Origin of the sequence: Bradyrhizobium sp. CCGUVB14 (assembly GCF_024199935.1) — a bacterium.
Classification (GTDB): Bacteria; Pseudomonadota; Alphaproteobacteria; order Rhizobiales; family Xanthobacteraceae; genus Bradyrhizobium.
Window position 1 is genome coordinate 6,459,611 of the sequence record NZ_JANADS010000001.1, and the last position, 19,020, is coordinate 6,478,630.

Consider the following 19,020-nt stretch of genomic DNA (forward strand, 5'->3'; position numbering starts at 1 on the left):
CCGCGGGCCAAGCTCCGGCTATCGCGCCTTGCGCTTCAGCACGCCCAAGCCACCCAGCTTGCCGCGCGACATCAACTCGCGGAAACTGTCGTTGAGGAGGATCTCGTCGACTTCGTCAGAGATCAGCTTCGCTTCGGCTTCGGTCATGACGTTGGAGATGAACGTGCCGCTCGCCTTCATGGCGTTGAGCACATCCTTGACCAGGGGGGCGCCGTTGGACGGGATCTCCGGCGGCTGCCAGTCGAGATCCTCGATCACGAACAAGCCGCCCGGCTTCAGCGAGGGAAACAGCACGCCGAGCGTCAGGTGCTGGTGCACCGAGGCGTGAGAGCCGTCGTCGATGATGATGTCCAGCGCGTTTTCTTTGCTTGCGAGCTCCGCCAGCATGGTCCGGTCGCCCTGATCGACGCGATGGATCCTGACCCGCGGATGGGAGAACCAGCTGAAGTCCTCGATGTCGACGCCGATGACTTCCGCATTCGGGAAGTAGTCCAGCCACATCTGCAGCGACGGCACCTGATCCTGAGTCCAGCCTTCGACCCGCCCGCGGCACAGGCCGATTTCGAGGATGCGAATGGGCTCGAGCGCCTTCGATCGGAACAGCTCGTGATAGACGCGCGTGTAGTGATGGGCAAGGTGGCCCTTGTAGACTGCGCCCTTGTCGGAGTCGTATTTCGCCGCAAGCTGCGTCAGCCAGTTCGGCTCGAGCACCAGCTTCTTGAGATAGCCCGCCACGCTCTGCTCGGGGACCGCATCGAAGCGCAGACCCCGTTCGGCCCACATTTTTCCCCAGAGATGGACACCCGTGACACGGGGATCGCTCAGGAGATCGAAGCCGGCGCGGCCCTCGGCCGCGAACAGATCCACTTCGCGCCAGTCGATCGCGTTGAATGTCGTCGGCGGCAGAATCGAGGATTGGAGCGCCTCATCGCCTGCCACGAGAAGGTATTCGCTGAGCAGCAGCGGCCCGACCGCGCCGTATTCGACGCGCTTTTCGCTGAACATCCGCTGCAGCGACAGGGCATACAGATTGGCCATGTGAACCGAGCCCTTGGGCGCGCGCATCACGTCGCCGACGCAGACATGCCCGTTCTCGACTCCCGACCACTGCGCGGAAAACACATGCTCCCGGCCAAACTCCAGCGGCTTCACCAGCACGATGTCCGTGTCGAGCCACCAGCCGCCGAACTCGTGGAGAACGGCGTAGCGGAAGATGTCGCTGAAGTAACGGATCTCGCTGTTCAGGACGGCGTGCTGGTAGATCGCACCCGGCACGAGATTTCCCGCATCGACCACCATGACGCCGGGCGGCACGCGTGCCTGCATGGCGGCGACATTGTCGTAGGTGTACAGCTTCACCGGATGGCCCTGGCGGACCATCGACTGAAGCGAGAGACGCGACATCTCGCTCAGCGGGGCGTTCGACCAGAAGCAGTGAATGGGATCGCGGGCTTCAGTTGCGCCCGGGCGGCTCCGAAGATGCGGATTGAACTGCGCCGTCAGGGCATTCCAATCGCTGCGCGGGACCGAACGGCACTCCGCGAGGAACGGCAATTTCTGATAGGCCCGCGCGATCAGAACGCAAAGGCTCGCCTGGTTGACATGCCCCGTCCTGCTCAAGGCGTTGCCGAAATTCTCCCAGATTGACGGATCGACGGGATCGAGCGCCACCGCGCGCTGAAACGCCTCCAGCGCCTCCGCCTGGAGACCCTTGCCCAGCAGAGCCGTTCCGAACGTTGCGAGATAGGTCGCCTTCATCTCATTGGTGAGGGCGCGGCCGGCCCACTCCAGGGCGGCATCGTAATTCCCGTTGAGCAGAGAGACACCGGCCATCAGATGAAGCAGACCGGCGTGGTTTCCATCGGAAGCAAGCCCTTCCCGGCAACGGGCTTCGGCCTGTTCGAGCTCACCCGTTTTCAGATGCCGAAGGCAGATCTGGTAAACTTCATCCCGCGTCAGCGAAGACGGCCCTGTCGAGATCTCGTTTGTTCTTGCGAGAGTGCCGTCGTGATAATTCATCGGGGACCTTCCGGATCAAGGGAGAGCGGGCAGCAATCCGATTCCTGACAGTGCAGGAAGGTTGCCGCTTCCCAATTATCCCGTGGAGCTTGCTCGAAGCTGGACACCGCATTCGCCTCGACGCGCCGGCGCGTGGCGAATCAAGGGGCCCGTTGATATGGCTCAATTAGCGGTCGACGCTTTATCCGAACTTTGAATCTGGTCCTTTCCATGAAGAACTTCGTCGTCAACCTCAACCGTCAGCCGGAAAAGTACGAAAGCTTCCTGAGACTGAATGCCGGATCGAAGATCGCCTTCGAACGATTTGAGGCATCCGAAGGCGCATCGTTCTCACCGCAGGACGCGCTCGGAATGAACCTTGTCGTGCCCGGAGCGCAGTTCACGCCCGGCGCGGTCGGTTGCGCGGCCTCGCACTTGCGGATCTGGCAACAGACGGTTCAATCCGAAACCCCGGCGCTCGTGTTCGAGGACGACGCGATCATCCGCAATGACATCACCGAGCGCCTGGATTTCCTTCATCGTCTCAAGGACTGGGACTACGTCGCGCTCGGCTACAATACGGACTCCATTCTCGCCCTCGAGCTGACGCCCGGCTTCAAGACCGAGATGGTGTTCACGCCCAAGCATCAGAGCAATGAAAGCGCGCCTGTCTTTCAGAGATCAACCTCGGAGGTCGCCGCGTTTCGGCTCGTCAATTGCTTCGGCACGGCGGGTTATGTGGTTTCGCCCCGGGGCGCGAAGAGGCTCCTGGAGCTTTGCTTCCCGATGGAGAACCGGTTTCTGCAGGTTGCAGCGCTCAATCGCACGATCGCGGTGATGGGGGTCGATGGCATGATGAACTTCATCTATAATTCGATCGAGGCCTTCGCCTGCCTCAGCCCGCTCGTCGTTCCCAAGAACAACAACGCGGTTTCGACGACCGTTCCGACCGGCGAAATCCCCCGCTGGTGAGTGCAGCCCGCACCCGCGAGGTGCGGCCGGTTCAGGGCAGAAGTTCAGGCGGCGGCGAGCGGTCCAGCACGTCGCCCTTGGCGCCCTCGAGCAGATCCACGCCGTAGGTCTCGACCACGAGCGGCCCGCGCTTGCGCTGCAGCTCGGCGACACGGCTCACCTGCGTGAAGAGGTCGTTCAGGAACGGACGGCCGTCGGGGCGCAGCTCGTCGACATAGATCAGCTTCCCCGCGAGCAGTTTTGGATCGGGCTCGGGCATGTTGACCCAGCGGATGCGCTGGTTCTGCTGCACCACGCAGGTGCCGCGGGGCAGATAGAAGGCAAGCCAGCCCGTGGTGCCGTAATCCGGCGTGAGCACGCAGGTCGCGCCTGCACGGACACGTGCCGCTTCGATCTCCGCGGCAAGCTCCCGCCAGCCGACACCGACGCTGCGGACCGTCGCATCGCGGCGATAGCCGGATAGCCAGCCCGTATTGGCCTGAAGGATCAGCGCGGCAAACATCACGATGCCGGTCGGCGCGGCCCAGCGCAGGCAAAAATCCACCAGCCGTTGCGCGCGCGGTTTCCACTGTACGAGATTGGCCGCGGCGGCGGCGGCAACGACGAAGGGCGGATAGACCGGCGCAAACCAGTTGGCCTCGACGCGGGCATGCAGCGAATGCCAGACGAAATAGGCGACGATGGTCCAGAACATCGTCTCGATCAGCACGCGCGAGGCCAGCGCGCCGGCTCTCCGCCAGGTCAGCGCGTGCAGGCCCATCGCACCGAGGATGAAGACCAGCGGGGTCGCAAACGCGATCTGGGTCGGGATCAGCTCGGCAATGAAGACCGGCCGAAAATCCTCGATCCTGGCGCGACCGAGCTGCTTGACGAACGAAACCCAGTGATGATCCGCATTCCAGAGGATCACCGGCGAGAACAGCGCGAGCGCGACGAGGCCGCCGAGATAGGGCCAGGGCGAGAGGAACCAGCGCCGCAGTTTCGGCACGGACGCGAGCCAGATCAGGATCGCCGCACCAAAGAACATCGCGGTGTACTTCGACAGCAGCGCCGCGCCGACGGCGGCACCGACCGCGAGCCACCAGGCACCGCGACCGGTCTCCAGCACTTTTGCCAGGAAGAACAACACGAAGCTGGAGGCGACCAGCAACGGCGCATCCGGCGTCACGATCAGCGTGCCGACCGAGGCCATCATCGTCACGTTGAGCAGGATGGCGCTGGTCGCTGCCACCCGGGCACCGCCGAACAGGATCGCGGCCGAACGATAGATCGCATAGCTCATCGGCAGCGCGAGCAGGATCGAGACCAGGCGGACGCCGAGCTCGGTGTCGCCGGCGATCATGGTGCCGGCGCGGATGACGTAGGCCACCATCGGCGGATGGTCGTAGTAACCGCCCGCCAGGTTCCTCGACCACATCCAGTAATAAGCTTCGTCGAAGGTGATCGGCGTGAAGGCGGCCGCGACCAGCCGCAATGCGACCAGCGCAAGAATCACCAGCGCCGTATTGCGGACGATCCGCGCGTCAGCCCCGCCCATACCCGAATCCTTGTCCGTTTTCTGGGCGCACTATTTCTTGCGCCAGACGAACAGTCCGGACATCGCGTAATTCCACACCACGCCCATCAGCGCGCCGGCGAGGCCCGCCAGCCACCAGATCGGTTCCTGGTCGTAGACCGAGAAGGCGACGCCGACATTGGCGAGCAGGCCGACGCTGCACACGATGTAGAACATGATGAGGCCGCGCAGGATCGCAAAGCCCTTCAACCGCTGATCCCGATAGGTGAGGAAATTGTTCATGATGAAGTTGGTCGTCATGGCGATGATGGCGCCTGCGGCCTGCGCCTCCGCGAACGGCGCCTTGAACAACTGAAGTCCGATGAAGAGCGTGGTGAGATGCACCACGAGGCCGATGCCGCCCACCATCGCGAACAGGATGAAACGCAGCGAGACGATGTCGTTGGTGAGCTTCGCCAGCACGAGGCCGATGAAATCGAGCGCGACCATGGAATCGAGCTTGCTCTCGCCATGCTGGCGGGCGCCGAACGTGTAGGGAATCTCGACCGCGCGCAAATTGCCCTGCGCACTCGCGACGAGATCGAGCAGGATCTTGAAGCCGTGCACCGACAGTTTTGGTGCCAATTGCTCGAACCGGTCGCGGCGGACCATGAAGAAGCCGCTCATCGGGTCGGCGATCTCGACCCGGAGCATCTTCTTCGCCACCTCGGTCGCCAGCGCACTGGCGCCGGCGCGCTGCTTGTTGAAGCCTTCGCTCTTGTAGCCCTCGATGTAGCGGCTGCCGACGACGAGGTCGGCCTGATCGCTTGCGAGCAGCAACAGCATCTTCGGCAGCTGCGTCTCGTCGTGCTGGAGGTCGGCGTCGATCACGGCGGCGAAAGGCGCGCTGGAGGCCAGGATGCCCTCGATGCACGCGCCCGACAGGCCGCGGCGGCCGATGCGGCGGATGCAGCGCACGCGGCTGTCCTGCTGCGCCAGCGCCCGCACCACGTCGGAGGTGCCGTCGGGCGAATTGTCGTCGACGAACACGACTTCCCAGGCGACGTTGACAAGCGTCGCCTCCAGCCGCCGGTACAGCACCGTGACGTTGTCGCGCTCGTTGAAAGTCGGGACGATGACCGACAGTTCCGGCCCCTCTTGAGCCTGGCCGCCGACGCCCGGTCTGATCGCTTCATTCATGACGCCAGCGTATATCCGCCGCGTCCTGCGATGCCAAGCCGGGGTTCTCGGGAGATGGCCCAAAAATGCCAACGACCCCGGAATGGCGGACCGCGCGTACATCCGGCGCTAGCCCAAGCTATTCCAAGGTCGTCTCAACAACGGAGATTGTTACTCAACGTTGCCGTTGTCACCCAAATGGGGACGACGCGGCCGCTCCGCAAGGGGGCCGGGAGGTCTTTTTCAGGCCATTACTGGTTCGGGACTTCCCGGATCACCGGGCCCCGCGGCGCCGGCGCAGCCGGGGCTGCGGGCGCCATGGCGGCGGGGGCCGGCTCGACCTTGGCCGGCTTCGGCGGCTTGCCGTACTGCCCGATCGGCCCGAAGACGACGGCGACCGCCAGCACGACCGCCGCGACGATCGCGCCAAAGATGCCACCTACCGACTCAGACGACATGCCAACCCGTCCCCGCTCCAGATGCCGCCAGTCATACCACGGATGATCGCGCGGCCGGAAGGGCCGCCGGACCGCAACGGTCCGCCGCCCTATTTCTGCGGCGGCCGGTGCTTGACGAAGGCGGTCACGATGTCCTTCTGCGCCGCCTCCACCGCCCTGTTCGCGGTCGCGAGATGGGCGCCGGATTCGATGTTCGGATACTGCGAGGTCAGATAGTCGAGCAGCGCCACCCGGTAATATTGCCGTTCCGAGGGGCAGGCCCCCGAAACCGACTTTCCAAAATCCTGTTCCGACATGCCCTGATTGCTGTCGCGCGAATACTCCCGCGCCAGGCAATGCCAGTAATCGTCGCGGCCCTGCATGGCGAGCTTCTGCGCGCCCTTCGCGTCGTCATCGTCAGCCATCGCAACAGACGTCATGGCAGCAGATGTCATCATGACGAGCGCCGCTCCCAGCATCAGCATCCGCATCTTGTTCTCCTTTTTGCGCAGATTTCTTCGTCAGCTTAGACGGGACACCGCAACTGGCCAATCACTTCTGGTTTGACTAGGATGCAGACCTCCCCTTCCCGTCGATGCGAGATCCCCCGTGGCCAAAGCAAAAACCGCGACCAAAAAAACCGGCAACATCTTCATCGGAATCGGCGGCTGGACCTTCGAGCCGTGGCGCGGCGTGTTCTATCCGGAGAAACTGACGCAGGCGAAGGAGCTGTCCTACGCGGCCTCGAAGCTGACTTCGATCGAGATCAACGGCACCTATTACGGATCGCAGAAGCCGGAGAGTTTTCGCAAATGGGCAGCCGAGGTGCCCGAGGGTTTTGTGTTCTCGGTGAAGGGGCCGCGCTTTGCCACCAACCGCCGCGTGCTGGCCGAGGCCGGCGATTCCATCAAGCGGTTCTATGATTCCGGGGTGCTGGAACTGGGCGACCATCTCGGCCCCGTGCTCTGGCAATTCGCGCCGACCAAGAAATTCGACGGCGCCGATTTCGGCAAGTTTCTGGAGCTGTTGCCGCGCAAGCTCGAGGGCCGCGCGCTGCGCCACGTGGTGGAGGTGCGCCACGACAGTTTTTGCGCGCCGGACTTCATCGCGCTGATCCGCGAGTTCGAGACGCCCGTGGTGTTCGCCGAGCACGGCAAATATCCGGCGATCGCCGATGTCGCCGGCGACTTCGTCTATGCCCGGCTGCAGAAGGGCAATGACGAGATCAAGACCTGCTATCCGCCGAAGCAGTTGGACGCCTGGGCCGAGCGCTTCCAGGCCTGGGCCGACGGCGGCGAACCGGACGACCTCCCGAAGGTCGACAAGGCGAAGCCCAAGAAAGAGCCGCGCGACGTGTTCGCCTATGTCATTCACGAGGGCAAGGTGCGCGCACCGCACGGCGCCATGGAACTGATCGCGCGAGTCTCGTGAGGAGAGTCCATGGCCAAGGCGAAGAAGCTCTTCACCATCGGCTATGAGCAGACGCCGCCCAAGGCCGTGCTGGACGAGCTGGAGCAGGCCGGCGTCAAGCTGGTGGTCGATGTGCGCGCGGTGACGTCGTCGCGGCGGCCGGGCTTTTCCAAGAAGCAGCTGGCCGCAGGCCTCGACGAGCGCGGCATCGCCTATGTGCATCTCGCAGCACTCGGCACGCCGAAGGAAGGCCGCCTCGCCGCGCGCAGTGGCCAATACGACGTGCTGGAAAAGATCTTCTCAAAGCACTTGAAGGCGCCTGAGGCCAGGGAAGCGATGGACGAGCTCTCGGCGCTGGTGAAGAAGGCCGGCCCCGTCTGCCTGCTCTGCTACGAGCGCGACCACACCCACTGCCACCGTCAGATGATCGCCGAGATCATCGAGGAGCGCGACGAGGTGGCGGTGAAGAATCTGGCTGGACGGCAGGTGTAGCTACCTCCGTAGCCGTCACCCTGAGGTGCCGTAGCGAAGCGGAGGCCTCGAAGGGCGGCGGCGTGGCATTGATGCTGCGACACATCGGCCGTGCATCCTTCGAGGCTCGCAAGAGCTCGCACCTCAGGATGACGGGTCCAAGTCTGTAGCCCGGATATAGCGCAGCGCAATCCGGGAAAGTGTTTCCGTCGCAGGTACTGCCCCGGACTTCGCTTCGCTCCATCCGGGCTACGGTCTAACTCTCCCCCGCCAACCTGAACGTCCCCTCCATCATCTGCACGCAAGCGCCGCCGACATGGGCGGAGACGACCTTACCGCCCTGCTTGCGCACGCGCGTCTGCAGAATGCTCGGCCGGCCCATGTCGAAGCCCTGGCCGACCGTGAGCTGCAATTCGCCGTCGCGCGTAGGATCGAGATCGGCGAATAGCGCGGCGGCCGCAACGGTCGCGCTGCCGGTGGCGGGATCTTCGGTGAGGCCGCTCGCGCCGCGCATGAACATGCGCGCCTGCCGCTCGCAGGGCGCCTCGGCTGCAGGCACGTCGCGCGTATAGAACCACACCGAGCGGGCGCCATCGCGCGGCAAAACCTTGCCGTAGGCTGCCGCATCGGGGCGGGCCCGCTTCAATGCCTCGCGCGAATGCAGCTCCATCACCAGAAACGCGTTTCCGACGGTGACGACATGCGGTGCGTGGTTGTCGGTCCTGACATCATCCGCGGTCAGCGAAATGCAGCTCGCGGCTTCAGCCGGTGACAGCGGCGCATACCGCGCCAGCGGCTGCGGTGCGGTAAGCTCCGTCCTGATCACCCGGCCCTGCTCTCTCACGATCTCGACCGGCACGAGCCCGGCTTTCTCCTCGAACAAGAGCCGGGGCTTCGGCTCTTTCGCCATCGAGGCGAGTACGAAGGCCGTTCCGACATTGGGGTGGCCGGCAAAGGCAATCTCCAGCACGGGCGTGAAGATGCGCACCTCGGCGTCGTTGGCCTTGTCGCGCGGCGGCAGCACGAACGTCGTCTCGGAAAAGTTGAACTCGGTCGCGATCGCCTGCATCTGCTGCGTGGACAGCCCGCCAGCGTCGAGCACCACGGCAAGCTGGTTGCCGCCGAAGGCGCGGTCCGTGAACACGTCGACGGTGATGTAGCGGCGCTGCATGTAAAGTCCTCACGCAAATGGCGGCAGAAAACCGGCCGCCTCGCGCAGCACTCTACAAGCCCAAAACATCGTCCGTCATGCCCCAAAATAGAGAGCAATCGGAGCAATCGCGATGCGTGTCAGAAACGAAAGAGCGGTCGCGGCGATGCCAGCACTTGCGCGCGCTCGCTCTTGTCGACGATGAGCGTGTCGAGGAATTGCCGGTTCTTCGCGTAGCTCTGCGTTGCCTCGAACTGCGTATGCGGCCAGTCGCTGCCCCACAACAGGCGATCGAGGCCGTACGCGTCGCGCAGCAGCGGATAAGCCTCTTTCGCAAAGCTTTCGCCCGCAGCACCGTTGCGGTACGGCGCGGAGATCTTGACCCACACGTTTCGCGTCGCGCCAAGCTTCAGCACCGATCGGAAGCCGGGATCGGCGACACCGAGTTTCGGATCGGGCAGCGCGTAGTGATCGAGCACGACGGTGACGCCGAGATCGAGCAGTTGCGGCGCGATCACGGCGAGATCGGAGGCATTGCGCTGGATCTCGACCTGCCAGCCCATCGCCTTCACATTTACGAGCAACCCCTTCCATTCGCTCGCAGCGAGATCGGGCAAGGGCTGGCCAACGAGATTGAGGCGAATGCCGACCACGCCGGCGCGATCGAGCTGGCGTAACTCGTCCGCGCTGATCGCGAGATCGACAACAGCGACGCCGCGCAGGCGGCCGTTGGTCTGCTTCAGGCAGTCGACCAGATAGGAATTATCGGTGCCCAGGAAGCTCGGCTGCACCAGCACGCCGTTGGTCACGCCGTTGTGCTCGAGCTGCTCGAGATAGAGGGACAGCGGCGCGTCATAGTCCGGCGCGTAACGCCGGCCCGGCGCGAGCTTGAGCTCGCGATGAAAGACATGGGCGTGGGTGTCGATAACGGGCAAGGGCGCCTCACTCCTGGCTGTGGTCGCGACCACGGTGGCGAGCGATGCGAGGCCCGCACCAAACTGGCGGCGCGTCAGCCCGCGCTGGGACAATGTCATGATGGCTGCTCCTCATACTTCGTCAGGCGCGCGTCGCCACGGCCTGCTCGAACACCTTGCCGCGGGTCTCGGGCAGGAGCAGCACCGCGATCAGCACCAATGTATAGGCAAACGCCGCATCGATGCCGATCGCGGGCCCGAGACCGATGCGATCGCCGAGAAAGCCGACCAGGAAGGGAAACGCGGCGGAGACGACGCGGCCGAAATTGTAGCAGAAGCCGACGCCGGTGCCGCGCACGCCCGCGGGATAGAGCTCGCTGAACAGCGCCGCCATGCTGGCCGGAATGCCGGCCGAGAAGAAGCCGAGCGGAAAGCCGAGCAGCAGCATTTCGCCGTTGGTCAGCGGCGCAAAGATGTAGACCAGCACGGTTGCGATGCAGGCGCTGGCGAACAACGCGACATTGGCCCGGCGCCCGATGCGGTCGCTGATGATGCCGCTGGCGACACAGCCGCAGAAGAAGGCGACGATGATGACGGCGAGATAGCCGCTGGAGCCGAGCACCGACAAATGCCGCACTTCGCGCAGATATGTCGGCAGGAAGGTCGTCAACGCGGCATAGCCGCCATGGGCACCGATGCCGAACAGGCCGCCGACCAGGGTCGAGCGCAGCACGTCACGGTGGAAGATGCCGGAAAGCGTGGCAAGGAACGGCATCTCTGCGTCCTTGGCAACGGCGCGCGGCGGCTCCTTCAGCCCGCGGCGGATGAAGATGATGAGCAGCGCCGGCAACAGTCCGATCGCAAACAGGATGCGCCAGGCGATATCAGCCGGCGCATAGGTGAAGACCAGCGCCGATAGCAGCACGGCCGCGCCCCAACCGACGGCCCAGGCGCTTTGCACGGTGCCAAGCGCCTTGCCGCGATGCTCGGGCCGGATGATCTCGGCCATCAGCACCGCGCCGCAGGCCCATTCGGCGCCGAAACCGAGGCCTTGGATCGCCTTGAGCACCAGGAGTTGGGTGTAGCTCATCGCAAAGGCTGAAGCGAACGTCGCCAGCGCAAAGGTCGCAACCGTGATCTGGAGCGCCTTGACCCGGCCGAAACGGTCGCCGAGCGCGCCGCCGAGCCAGCCGCCGAACGCACCGAAGAACAACGTGACCGAGCCGAGCAAGCCGGCATCGGCCTTGCTGATGCCGAAGGCCGCGATCAGCGCGGGGATGGCAAGGCCGAACATCTGGACGTCGAGCGCATCCAGCGCCCAGCCGCCAAAGCTTGCCCAGAACGTGCGCCGCTCCAGCGGCGAGCTTTCACTGTACCAGTTCGACATGTTTCCTACCCCTGTACTCGTTTATTGCTTGATGTCGTTGAATAGCCGCGTCAGCGGATCTCGGCGTGGTAGCGGAAGCGATCCGCCGGCCCGCGCGAACGGCGCCATTCGATCGGCCGTCGCTCCAGATCGAGCGCGAGGCGTTCGATCACGATCAGCGGCGCGTGGGCCTCGAGCCGCAACAATCGCGCCTGCATCTCGTTGCAGGTCTCGACCGTCAGGATTTCCTCGGCGGAGACCACGACCTCGCCGCAGCGCTCCTCGTAAAGCGGATACAAGAGGTCGCCGAACTCGGCGGTGTCGATCTCGAGAATTTTTGCGAAACGCGATTGCTGGAGCCAGATTTCCTCGGCCAGCAGCGGCACATCGTCGATCAGCCGCAGACGCGAGAGGCTGATCACCGGCTCGCCCACCGGGATACGCAGCGCCGAGGCGACGGCCGATGTCGCGGGCACGCTCTTGCGCCGGATGATGCGGCTCTTCGGCACGCGCCGCTCGCCGCTCTCGGACTGGAAGCGGAAGAAGCGGAACAGCGAGGAGTTGAAGCGCGCGCGGCGCACGAACGTGCCGCGGCCCTGCTGGCGCTCCAGCACCGCGTCCGCGACGAGCTGGTCGATCGCCTTGCGCACGGTGCCGATGGCGACGCCGTAATGGGCGCCAAGCTCGGCCTCCGACGGAATCGGCTCGCCCGGCCGCCATTCATTGCGGTTGATGCGCGCGGCGAGGTCGTCGCGCAGAAGCTGATAGCGGGGAAGGCGTTCGTCGCGCGGAGCTGAATTCATCTAGTCATATAGATGACTAGATGAGAGGGGAGTCAAGAACTACCAGGATACCGAAGGAAGATCGGGGCACGCGGGCGCGAGGCCGGGTTGGCTGACGTCGCCTCACCCGGCCTCGCCTGGCTTCGATTGTCAGTTCGTCTTCGGCATGCAGGGCGGCTCCTTGTACGGCGCAGTCGCGTACGCACCCTCCGCCGGAGCCCGCGCGCAGTCCGCCGTCGCATGGGCCGCGCCGCGCCGCATCGGGGCGACGTCACGAGCCGCAGCGGCCTGTATTTGATAGACCGAAGCAGCGATCAGAGCAGCCGAGACAAAGGTCAATCGGGTCATGGTTTCCTCTCCAGGTGATATCAGGAAGCCGGGTTGCGGCTTCCTGAAGTCCAAGAGCGGAATGGCGCCGCGGATATTTCAACGCGCGCCTTCAAAGAAACGCGAGCGGTACCCTCACCCCAGCTGAAACACCGCGACCGGCTGCTCGTAACCGCGAACCGTGACCTCGCCGAGCGCGACCGCATCCTCGCCATCGTCGCCGAGCGCGTCGCGCACGGATGCTGAGATCAGGAGCTGCGAGCCGAACTCCTTGTTGAGTGCTTCCAGCCGCGAGGCGAAGTTCACGGTGTCGCCGATCACGGTGTATTCCTTGCGCCGGGGCGAGCCGATATTGCCGGCGACGACCTCGCCGAAATGGATGCCGATGCCGATACGCAGCGGCCAGCTCGTCTGCGCATTGATGTGATCCATCGCGGTCAGCATGTCGCGGCCTGCGGCGACCGCGCGATGGGCCGCATCGGATGCCTCCAGCGGCGCACCGAACAGCGCGAGAAAACCGTCGCCGAGAAACTTGTTCACGATGCCGCCGTGGCGGTCGAGAATATCGACCAGCACCGCGAAGGCACCGTCGAGCCGGTCGACGACCTCCTGCGGCGTGCGCGACTGCGCACCCGCGGTAAAGCCGCGGAAATCGACGAACATCACGGCGACGCAGCGGAGGTCGCCCGCCGCGCTCGTCCCCTCCGCCATCAGCCGCTCGACCACTTGCGGCGAGACGTGCTGGCCGAACAGATTCGTCACCCGGTCGCGCGCGGTGGCCGCCGCGATGCTCGCGGCGAATTGCCGCCGCAATTGCGCGCCGACGGAGCCCGCCAGCACGCCGCAGACCAGGATGACCATACTGCGCACGGTGTGGAAGTAGATCAGAGGCTCGCCGGCGTCGCTCACCGGATTGTAGTACAGCGCAACAGCCAACAGTTCGGCTGCGGCGACAAATCCCGTGAAGGTGGACAGCCAGAAATCGAGCCGCAGCGTCGAAAGAATGACGAAGATGAAATAGACCAGAGGCAACACGAAGCCGAGCGCCTGGCTCGCGCCCATGCTGCGGATCTGGAGGATCAGGATGAGCGTCGGCAGCGACGTCTCGATGAAGGCGCCGATATAGCGCCTGACCACCGGCAGGTCGCGATCGAGCTTGATGTTTCTCCTGATCTGGCTGTGGACCCAGACCTCGAACAGCAGAAACCCCGCCACGAGGACATATTCGCGGACCATGCCCTCGGTCCCGCGCCAGATCCGGTTCGAGATGGCAGGATCGATCACGAAGGTTGCCGTGAGCATGACCATCATGACGCAGCCGGTGGCGATCAACGCCTTCACCCGCAACAGCTCGGTGCGCAGCACTTCGCGCGTCAGCTCGCGCTCGAACTCCTCCGACAAGACGGCTTTCTGCCGGACTTTCCCGCTGACCAGGCTGACCATTTCACCCCCTCGATTCCGGGGCAGTCTGCCTCAATCCAGCGTGCGGCGGAAGCGCGTCACGGCGATGGTCATCGCGACCAGCATCAGGACGGCGAGCGCTGCCGCGTCGAAACGCAGGTTAGGCATGGAGGCGCCCTTCAGCATGATGGCGCGGACGATGCGCAAATAATGCGTCAGCGGCAGGCATTCGCCGACATATTGCGCCCAATTCGGCATGCCCGCGAACGGGAACATGAAGCCGGACAGCAGGATGCTCGGCAGGAAGAACATCATCGACATCTGCATGGCCTGGAGCTGGTTCTGCACCAGGGTCGAGATCGTGTACCCGATCGAGAGATTCGTGGCGATGAAGAGCGTCGACAGCAACGCCAGCAGGAAGACGTTGCCGAGCAGCGGCACGCCGAACAGGCCGATACCGATGCTGATGATCAGGAAGGCCTGGATAAAGCCGACCAGCACGTAAGGGATGATCTTGCCGAACATCACCTCGACCGGCTTGATCGGCATCGACAGCAGGCTCTCCATCGTGCCGCGCTCGACCTCGCGCGTCACCGAGAGCGCGGTGAAGATCAGCATGGTCATGGTGAGGATGGTGCCGACCAGGCCCGGCACGATGTTGAGGCTGGAATTCGCGGCCGGATTGTAGCGGGCGTGCGCGCGGATCTCGAACGGCATTTCCGGGGGATCGCCGATGTAGAGATCGTGCGCCAGCGCAGTCTGCACGATCATGCCGAGCGAGCCGAGCGCGGCGCTCGCCGCGACCGGATCGGTGGCATCGGCCGCGACCAGCAGCGCCGGCTTGTCGCCGCGGCGCACCGCGCGCTCGAAGCCGCGCGGGATCTCGACGCCGAACAGCACCTTGCCGGATTTCAGGAGGTTGTCGAATTCGTCGACGTCATGCACCTCGTAGATGAAGCGGTAATAGGCGGTATTCTCCAGCGCCTTCAGGACCGAGCGGGCGAGATCGGAATCTTCCTGGAGCAGCACCGCGCTCGGCAGATTGTGCGGCGTGGTGTTGATGGCATAGCCGAACAGCAAGAGCTGCATCACCGGCAGCATCACGATCATCGCGAACGAGACGCGATCGCGCTTGAGCTGGATGAACTCCTTGACCAGCATCGCATAGGAGCGCTTCCAGAAGCCGAACCGCTCCCGGATTTCGTGCGCTGGCGCGGGATGATCGACGGCGCTCATTGCAACTATCCTTGAAAATTGTCCTTGGAGCGGCCCATCAGCTCGATGAACACGTCTTCCAGCGAGGGCGCCGATTTGTGCCAGTGCAGACCGCTGTTGTCGCGCCACGGCGCGATGCTGGCCTCGAGCGCTGCGACGTCGCGCCCGGAAACATGCAGCGATGTGCCGAACGGTGCGACCATATCGATTCCGGGCTTGCCGGTGAGTGCGGCCGTGAGGTCGTTCAAATCCTCGCCCGTTACGGTGTAGGTCGAAAGTGCGGATCCCGCGATCACCTCCTCCACCGTGCCGTGCGTCAGCAGATGACCGTAGGCGATGTAAGCGATCTCGTGGCAGCGCTCGGCCTCGTCCATGTAATGGGTCGAAACCAGCACGGTGAGCCCTTCGGCCGCGAGCGCATGGATCTCGTTCCAGAAATCGCGCCGCGCCTTCGGGTCGACGCCGGCCGTCGGCTCGTCGAGCAAGAGCAGCTTTGGGCTCGGCAGCGTGCAGGCACCTAACGCCAGCCGCTGCTTCCAGCCGCCGGAGAGCTCGCCGGCGAGCTGCTCCTCGCGGCCCGAAAGCCCGAGCCGCTTGATCATGTCGCGCGCCGCACCGCGCGGGTCGGTGATGCCATAGAGCCGCGCGACGAATTCGAGATTCTCGCGCACGGACAGGTCCTGGTACAGGCTGAAGCGCTGGGTCATGTAGCCGACCTGGCGCTTGATCTTGTCGGCGTCCTTCAGGATGTCGTAGCCGAGGCAGGTGCCCTCGCCGCTGTCGGGTGTGAGCAGGCCACAGAGGATGCGGATGGTCGTGGTCTTGCCCGAGCCGTTCGGCCCGAGAAAGCCGTAGATCGAGCCGCGCTTCACCTGCATCGACAGATCGTGCACGACCTCGCGGCCGCCGAACGACTTGGTCAGGCCCTTGACGTCGATCGCGATGTCGTTGCCGGCGTTCATCGCTTGTCCGCCACCGGCGTCTTGGGATGGAGATAGACGTCGATCGGCTGCCCCACCCGCAAGGCATCGGGCCGCGAGGGCCTCGCCTGGATCAGGTAGACGAGCTTGTTGCGCTCCTCCAGGCTGTAGATCACTGGTGGCGTGTATTCAGCCGAGGTCGCGATGAAATAGATCTTGGCGGTGAGATCGGCCGCGCAATTGTCGCAGGCGACCCGCACTTCGTCGCCGATCGACAATTTCGGCAACTCCGCCTCCGGCACGAAGAAGCGCAGCTTCATGTTGCCGGGCGGCATGATCGAGAGCACCGGCCGCTGCGCCGCGACCATCTCGCCTTCGCGGAAATAGATCTGCTGGATGGTCCCGGCGACAGGCGCAAAACCCTTGCGCCGCGCCAACCGCGTCTCTGACGTGACCACCCGCGCCTGCGCGACCCGCAAGTCGGAGACGGCGGAATCGAGCGCGGCTTGCGTGCCCGAGCCGGTCTTGCGCAGGGAATCCGCGCGATCGAACACCTGCTGCGCGTTGGCAAGCGTCGCCTTGGTCTGGTTGAGATCGGCAAGCTGGAGATCGTCGTCGACGGAATACAGGGGATCGCCGACCTTCACGACATCGCCTTCGCGGATGTCCAGCTTGATGACCCGGCCCGCTTCGTCCGGACTGACATAGATCATGTCAGCTTCGACCCAGCCCTGGAAGCCGGGATCGCGCTTCTCATTGCAACCGGCAAGTCCGGTTGCGAGCACAGCGGCCAATGCGATTGCAAATATGCTTTGCGACGACCTCATGTCGTCCTCCGTTCGCCAAAAATCAAATCGAGATGGACGCGCAGCATGTCCTGCGCATCGAGCGGCGCGTGCCGCGCAAACAGGCTCTGCCAGATCACCGCGATCATCGCGGGCGCGATCAGGATCTGCGGATAGCGAGCGAGATTCTTCTGGTGGATCTCGCCACGGGCCACGCCGAGCTCGATCAGCGCGCGCATGCCCGCGATCCCGCGCGACACGACCTCGCGGTAGTAGAAGTCGGCGACCGATGGAAAGCGCGGCCCTTCGGCCACGATGAGGCGGACCAGATCGCCGCGCCTCGTCCCGATCACCTCTTTGAGAAAGTTGCCGGCAAAGGTTTCGATCAGATCGCGCACCGAGCCCGTCGGCGGCGGCAACGCATTGAGCCGCGCCACCACCGGCACGATCACGGTGCGCACCAACTCCTCGAACATCGATTCCTTGTCCTTGAAATGCAGGTAGATCGTGCCCTTCGCGACGCCTGCGCGCTTGGCGATGTCGTCGAGCCGCGTCGCGGCAAAGCCGCGCGCGATGAACTCCTCCATGGCGGCCTCGACGATCGCATCACGCCGCTCGGCCGCGCGCGTGGCGCGGCTCGATGCCGGAGCAGCGGCTTCCCCGTCCGCTTCCGGCTGGGGACTTGCTGCTTTGGCCGCAGCTGCTTTGGTGGGCTTCTTTGTCATTCCCTATTTATGACTGACTAGTCAGTCATAGTCAATCGAGATCGCGGCCACTGATGCCGAACAAATTAGCATTGACTAATGCATTAGCTAACGCTAATTGATTGACATGATCGAAGCCGCCCCAAGCCCTGTCTCCGTCGTGATGCGCGCCCTCGCCGATCCGACCCGCCGCGCTGTGTTCGAGCGCGTGTTCGAGAGCAAGGAGATCAGCGTCGCCGAACTCACGCGCGGCAGCGGCGTGACGCAGGGCGCGATCTCGCAGCACCTCAAATCGTTGAAGCAGGCCGGCCTCGTCGCCGAGCGCGCCGAAGGCCGCAACGTCTATTACCGCGCCGCGCCGCAAGGCCTCGAGCCGCTGGTGACCTGGATGGATCATTACGGCGTCTTCTGGCGCGAGCGCTTCCAGAACCTGCGTGACCTCTTGAAGGAGATCGACCCGTGAGTGCAGCCGCGTTGAAAGCCGAGACCAAGGACATCGTTCTGGACGACGTCTTCCCTCACGCACCCGAGACGATCTGGAAGGCGCTGACCAGCGCCCAGCTGATCGCGCGCTGGCTGATGCCACCGACCGGTTTCGAAGCCGTCGTCGGCAATGTCTTCACTTACCAGACCAAGCCTGGCGGCAACTGGGACGGCGTCATCCATTGCCGCGTTCTGGAGGTCATACCGAACCGGCGCCTCGCCTATGCCTGGCAGGGCGGCGACGCGCGCAACATCGGTTACGGCGCGCCGCTCGACACTGTCGTGACGTGGTCCCTCACCCCGGTCGAAGCCGGCACGCGGATTCAACTGGTGCATGCGGGCTTCGTGCTGCCCCGGAACGAGAGTGCCTACACCATCATGAGCGGCGGCTGGAAGAAGGTCGTCCGGCAGCTCGACGAGATCAGCGGCGAATAAAAGTAACGAGACAGTCGAGGAGTGATCACGATGGACAAGCCCTACACCGGCGGCTGCGCCTGCGGTGCGATCCGCTATTCGATCGCCGGCGAGCCCCTGTTCGCCAACCATTGCCAGTGCCGGGACTGCCAGCGTGAAAGCGGCACCGGACATGGCTCCTACGCCACCTTCGCGCGCGAAGGCGTCACGGTGACAGGCGACGCCAAAAAATGGGACATAACCGGCGACAGCGGCAATGTGAAGACGCGAGCCTTCTGCCCCGCGTGCGGCGTGGCCGTCTACATGACCTTCAAGGCCATGCCCGACATCTTCACGATCCGTGCCGCGAGCCTCGACGAACCCGCCCGCTACAAGCCGCACGTGGTGACCTACGCGGCGCGTGCGTATGACTGGGACCATCTCGATGCTGGCCTGACCAAGTTCGAGACGATGCCGCCGAGCTGAGGTGCGCTCCCTCTCCCGCTTGCGGGAGAGTGTTGGGGAGAGGGTATCTCCGCAACGGGACAATCCCCAAGCGGAAAGAACCCTCACCCAGCGCGCGGGACGATGCTTCGCATCGCCTAGGACGCGCCGACC

Annotated in this window: 21 protein-coding genes; 6 read left to right on the plus strand and 15 right to left on the minus strand. The window is 64.3% G+C overall.

The window, feature by feature from the left end; translation table 11 throughout:
* Positions 1–18 precede the first annotated feature (18 nt).
* Positions 19–2,019: a glycosyltransferase gene (locus tag NLM32_RS30350; RefSeq protein WP_254132424.1), complete on the minus strand. Its 2,001-nt coding sequence runs from the start codon at positions 2,017–2,019 to the stop codon at positions 19–21.
* 210 nt (positions 2,020–2,229) lie between these two features.
* On the opposite strand from NLM32_RS30350, the gene NLM32_RS30355 reads away from it, so the two are divergent.
* Positions 2,230–2,970: a glycosyltransferase family 25 protein gene (locus NLM32_RS30355; protein ID WP_254132425.1), complete on the plus strand. Its 741-nt coding sequence runs from the start codon at positions 2,230–2,232 to the stop codon at positions 2,968–2,970.
* Between the two features lie 31 nt (positions 2,971–3,001).
* Here the strand turns inward: NLM32_RS30355 and NLM32_RS30360 are convergent, their stop codons facing one another.
* The 4 genes from NLM32_RS30360 to NLM32_RS30375 form a co-directional block, all read right to left on the minus strand.
* The gene (locus NLM32_RS30360) at positions 3,002–4,507 is read right to left on the minus strand and encodes a glycosyltransferase family 39 protein (RefSeq protein WP_254132426.1); all 1,506 of its coding nucleotides are present in this window, start codon (positions 4,505–4,507) and stop codon (positions 3,002–3,004) included.
* Between the two features lie 30 nt (positions 4,508–4,537).
* Positions 4,538–5,665: a glycosyltransferase family 2 protein gene (locus tag NLM32_RS30365; protein WP_254132427.1), complete on the minus strand. Its 1,128-nt coding sequence runs from the start codon at positions 5,663–5,665 to the stop codon at positions 4,538–4,540.
* A 230-nt stretch (positions 5,666–5,895) separates the two neighbouring features.
* Entirely contained in the window at positions 5,896–6,102 is a 207-nt protein-coding gene (locus NLM32_RS30370; RefSeq protein ID WP_254132428.1) for a hypothetical protein, read from the minus strand.
* Positions 6,103–6,191: 89 nt separating this feature from the next.
* Positions 6,192–6,572, minus strand: a complete 381-nt coding sequence (locus tag NLM32_RS30375; protein WP_254132429.1) for a hypothetical protein — start codon at positions 6,570–6,572, stop codon at positions 6,192–6,194.
* 118 nt (positions 6,573–6,690) lie between these two features.
* Between NLM32_RS30375 and NLM32_RS30380 the strand changes: the two genes are divergently transcribed.
* Positions 6,691–7,512 (plus strand): DUF72 domain-containing protein, encoded by an 822-nt coding sequence (locus NLM32_RS30380; protein WP_254132430.1) that lies wholly within the window; start codon positions 6,691–6,693, stop codon positions 7,510–7,512.
* 9 nt (positions 7,513–7,521) lie between these two features.
* Positions 7,522–7,983 carry a DUF488 family protein gene (locus NLM32_RS30385; RefSeq protein WP_254132431.1) on the plus strand — a complete coding sequence of 154 codons (462 nt, stop codon included), beginning with the start codon at positions 7,522–7,524 and terminating at the stop codon, positions 7,981–7,983.
* A gap of 235 nt (positions 7,984–8,218) precedes the next feature.
* On the opposite strand, the gene NLM32_RS30390 is transcribed toward NLM32_RS30385, so the two are convergent.
* From NLM32_RS30390 to NLM32_RS30435, 10 genes are all read right to left on the minus strand, one after another.
* Positions 8,219–9,133, minus strand: coding sequence for a PhzF family phenazine biosynthesis protein (locus tag NLM32_RS30390; RefSeq protein ID WP_254132432.1), 915 nt, complete (start codon positions 9,131–9,133; stop codon positions 8,219–8,221).
* 119 nt (positions 9,134–9,252) lie between these two features.
* On the minus strand, positions 9,253–10,146 hold the full coding sequence (locus tag NLM32_RS30395; protein WP_254132433.1) for an amidohydrolase: 894 nt from the start codon (positions 10,144–10,146) through the stop codon (positions 9,253–9,255).
* 22 nt (positions 10,147–10,168) lie between these two features.
* On the minus strand, positions 10,169–11,413 hold the full coding sequence (locus NLM32_RS30400) for an MFS transporter (protein WP_254132434.1): 1,245 nt from the start codon (positions 11,411–11,413) through the stop codon (positions 10,169–10,171).
* A gap of 50 nt (positions 11,414–11,463) precedes the next feature.
* Positions 11,464–12,195, minus strand: a complete 732-nt coding sequence (locus tag NLM32_RS30405; RefSeq protein ID WP_254132435.1) for a GntR family transcriptional regulator — start codon at positions 12,193–12,195, stop codon at positions 11,464–11,466.
* A 129-nt stretch (positions 12,196–12,324) separates the two neighbouring features.
* Positions 12,325–12,522: a hypothetical protein gene (locus NLM32_RS30410; protein ID WP_254132436.1), complete on the minus strand. Its 198-nt coding sequence runs from the start codon at positions 12,520–12,522 to the stop codon at positions 12,325–12,327.
* 114 nt (positions 12,523–12,636) lie between these two features.
* Positions 12,637–13,944, minus strand: coding sequence for an adenylate/guanylate cyclase domain-containing protein (locus tag NLM32_RS30415; protein WP_254132437.1), 1,308 nt, complete (start codon positions 13,942–13,944; stop codon positions 12,637–12,639).
* A gap of 30 nt (positions 13,945–13,974) precedes the next feature.
* The gene (locus tag NLM32_RS30420) at positions 13,975–15,138 is read right to left on the minus strand and encodes an ABC transporter permease (RefSeq protein ID WP_254132438.1); all 1,164 of its coding nucleotides are present in this window, start codon (positions 15,136–15,138) and stop codon (positions 13,975–13,977) included.
* Between the two features lie 5 nt (positions 15,139–15,143).
* Positions 15,144–16,079 carry an ABC transporter ATP-binding protein gene (locus tag NLM32_RS30425; RefSeq protein WP_254132439.1) on the minus strand — a complete coding sequence of 312 codons (936 nt, stop codon included), beginning with the start codon at positions 16,077–16,079 and terminating at the stop codon, positions 15,144–15,146.
* Positions 16,076–16,864, minus strand: a complete 789-nt coding sequence (locus NLM32_RS30430) for an HlyD family secretion protein (protein WP_254132440.1) — start codon at positions 16,862–16,864, stop codon at positions 16,076–16,078. Before NLM32_RS30430 ends, NLM32_RS30425 begins: the two co-directional genes overlap by 4 nt.
* Positions 16,861–17,547 (minus strand): TetR/AcrR family transcriptional regulator, encoded by a 687-nt coding sequence (locus NLM32_RS30435; RefSeq protein ID WP_254132441.1) that lies wholly within the window; start codon positions 17,545–17,547, stop codon positions 16,861–16,863. The genes NLM32_RS30430 and NLM32_RS30435 overlap by 4 nt, the downstream gene beginning before the upstream one ends.
* A 106-nt stretch (positions 17,548–17,653) precedes the next feature.
* Here NLM32_RS30435 and NLM32_RS30440 point away from each other — a divergent pair, with 106 nt between their 5' ends.
* Genes NLM32_RS30440 through NLM32_RS30450 form a run of 3 tightly spaced genes read left to right on the plus strand, consistent with a single transcriptional unit; the run spans position 17,654 to position 18,888 of the window.
* Entirely contained in the window at positions 17,654–17,989 is a 336-nt protein-coding gene (locus NLM32_RS30440) for a helix-turn-helix transcriptional regulator (protein WP_254132442.1), read from the plus strand.
* Complete coding sequence (locus tag NLM32_RS30445; protein ID WP_254132443.1) at positions 17,986–18,444, plus strand: SRPBCC domain-containing protein; 459 nt, start codon at positions 17,986–17,988, stop codon at positions 18,442–18,444. The genes NLM32_RS30440 and NLM32_RS30445 overlap by 4 nt, the downstream gene beginning before the upstream one ends.
* A 30-nt stretch (positions 18,445–18,474) precedes the next feature.
* Complete coding sequence (locus tag NLM32_RS30450; RefSeq protein ID WP_254132444.1) at positions 18,475–18,888, plus strand: GFA family protein; 414 nt, start codon at positions 18,475–18,477, stop codon at positions 18,886–18,888.
* Positions 18,889–19,020: the final 132 nt, after the last annotated feature.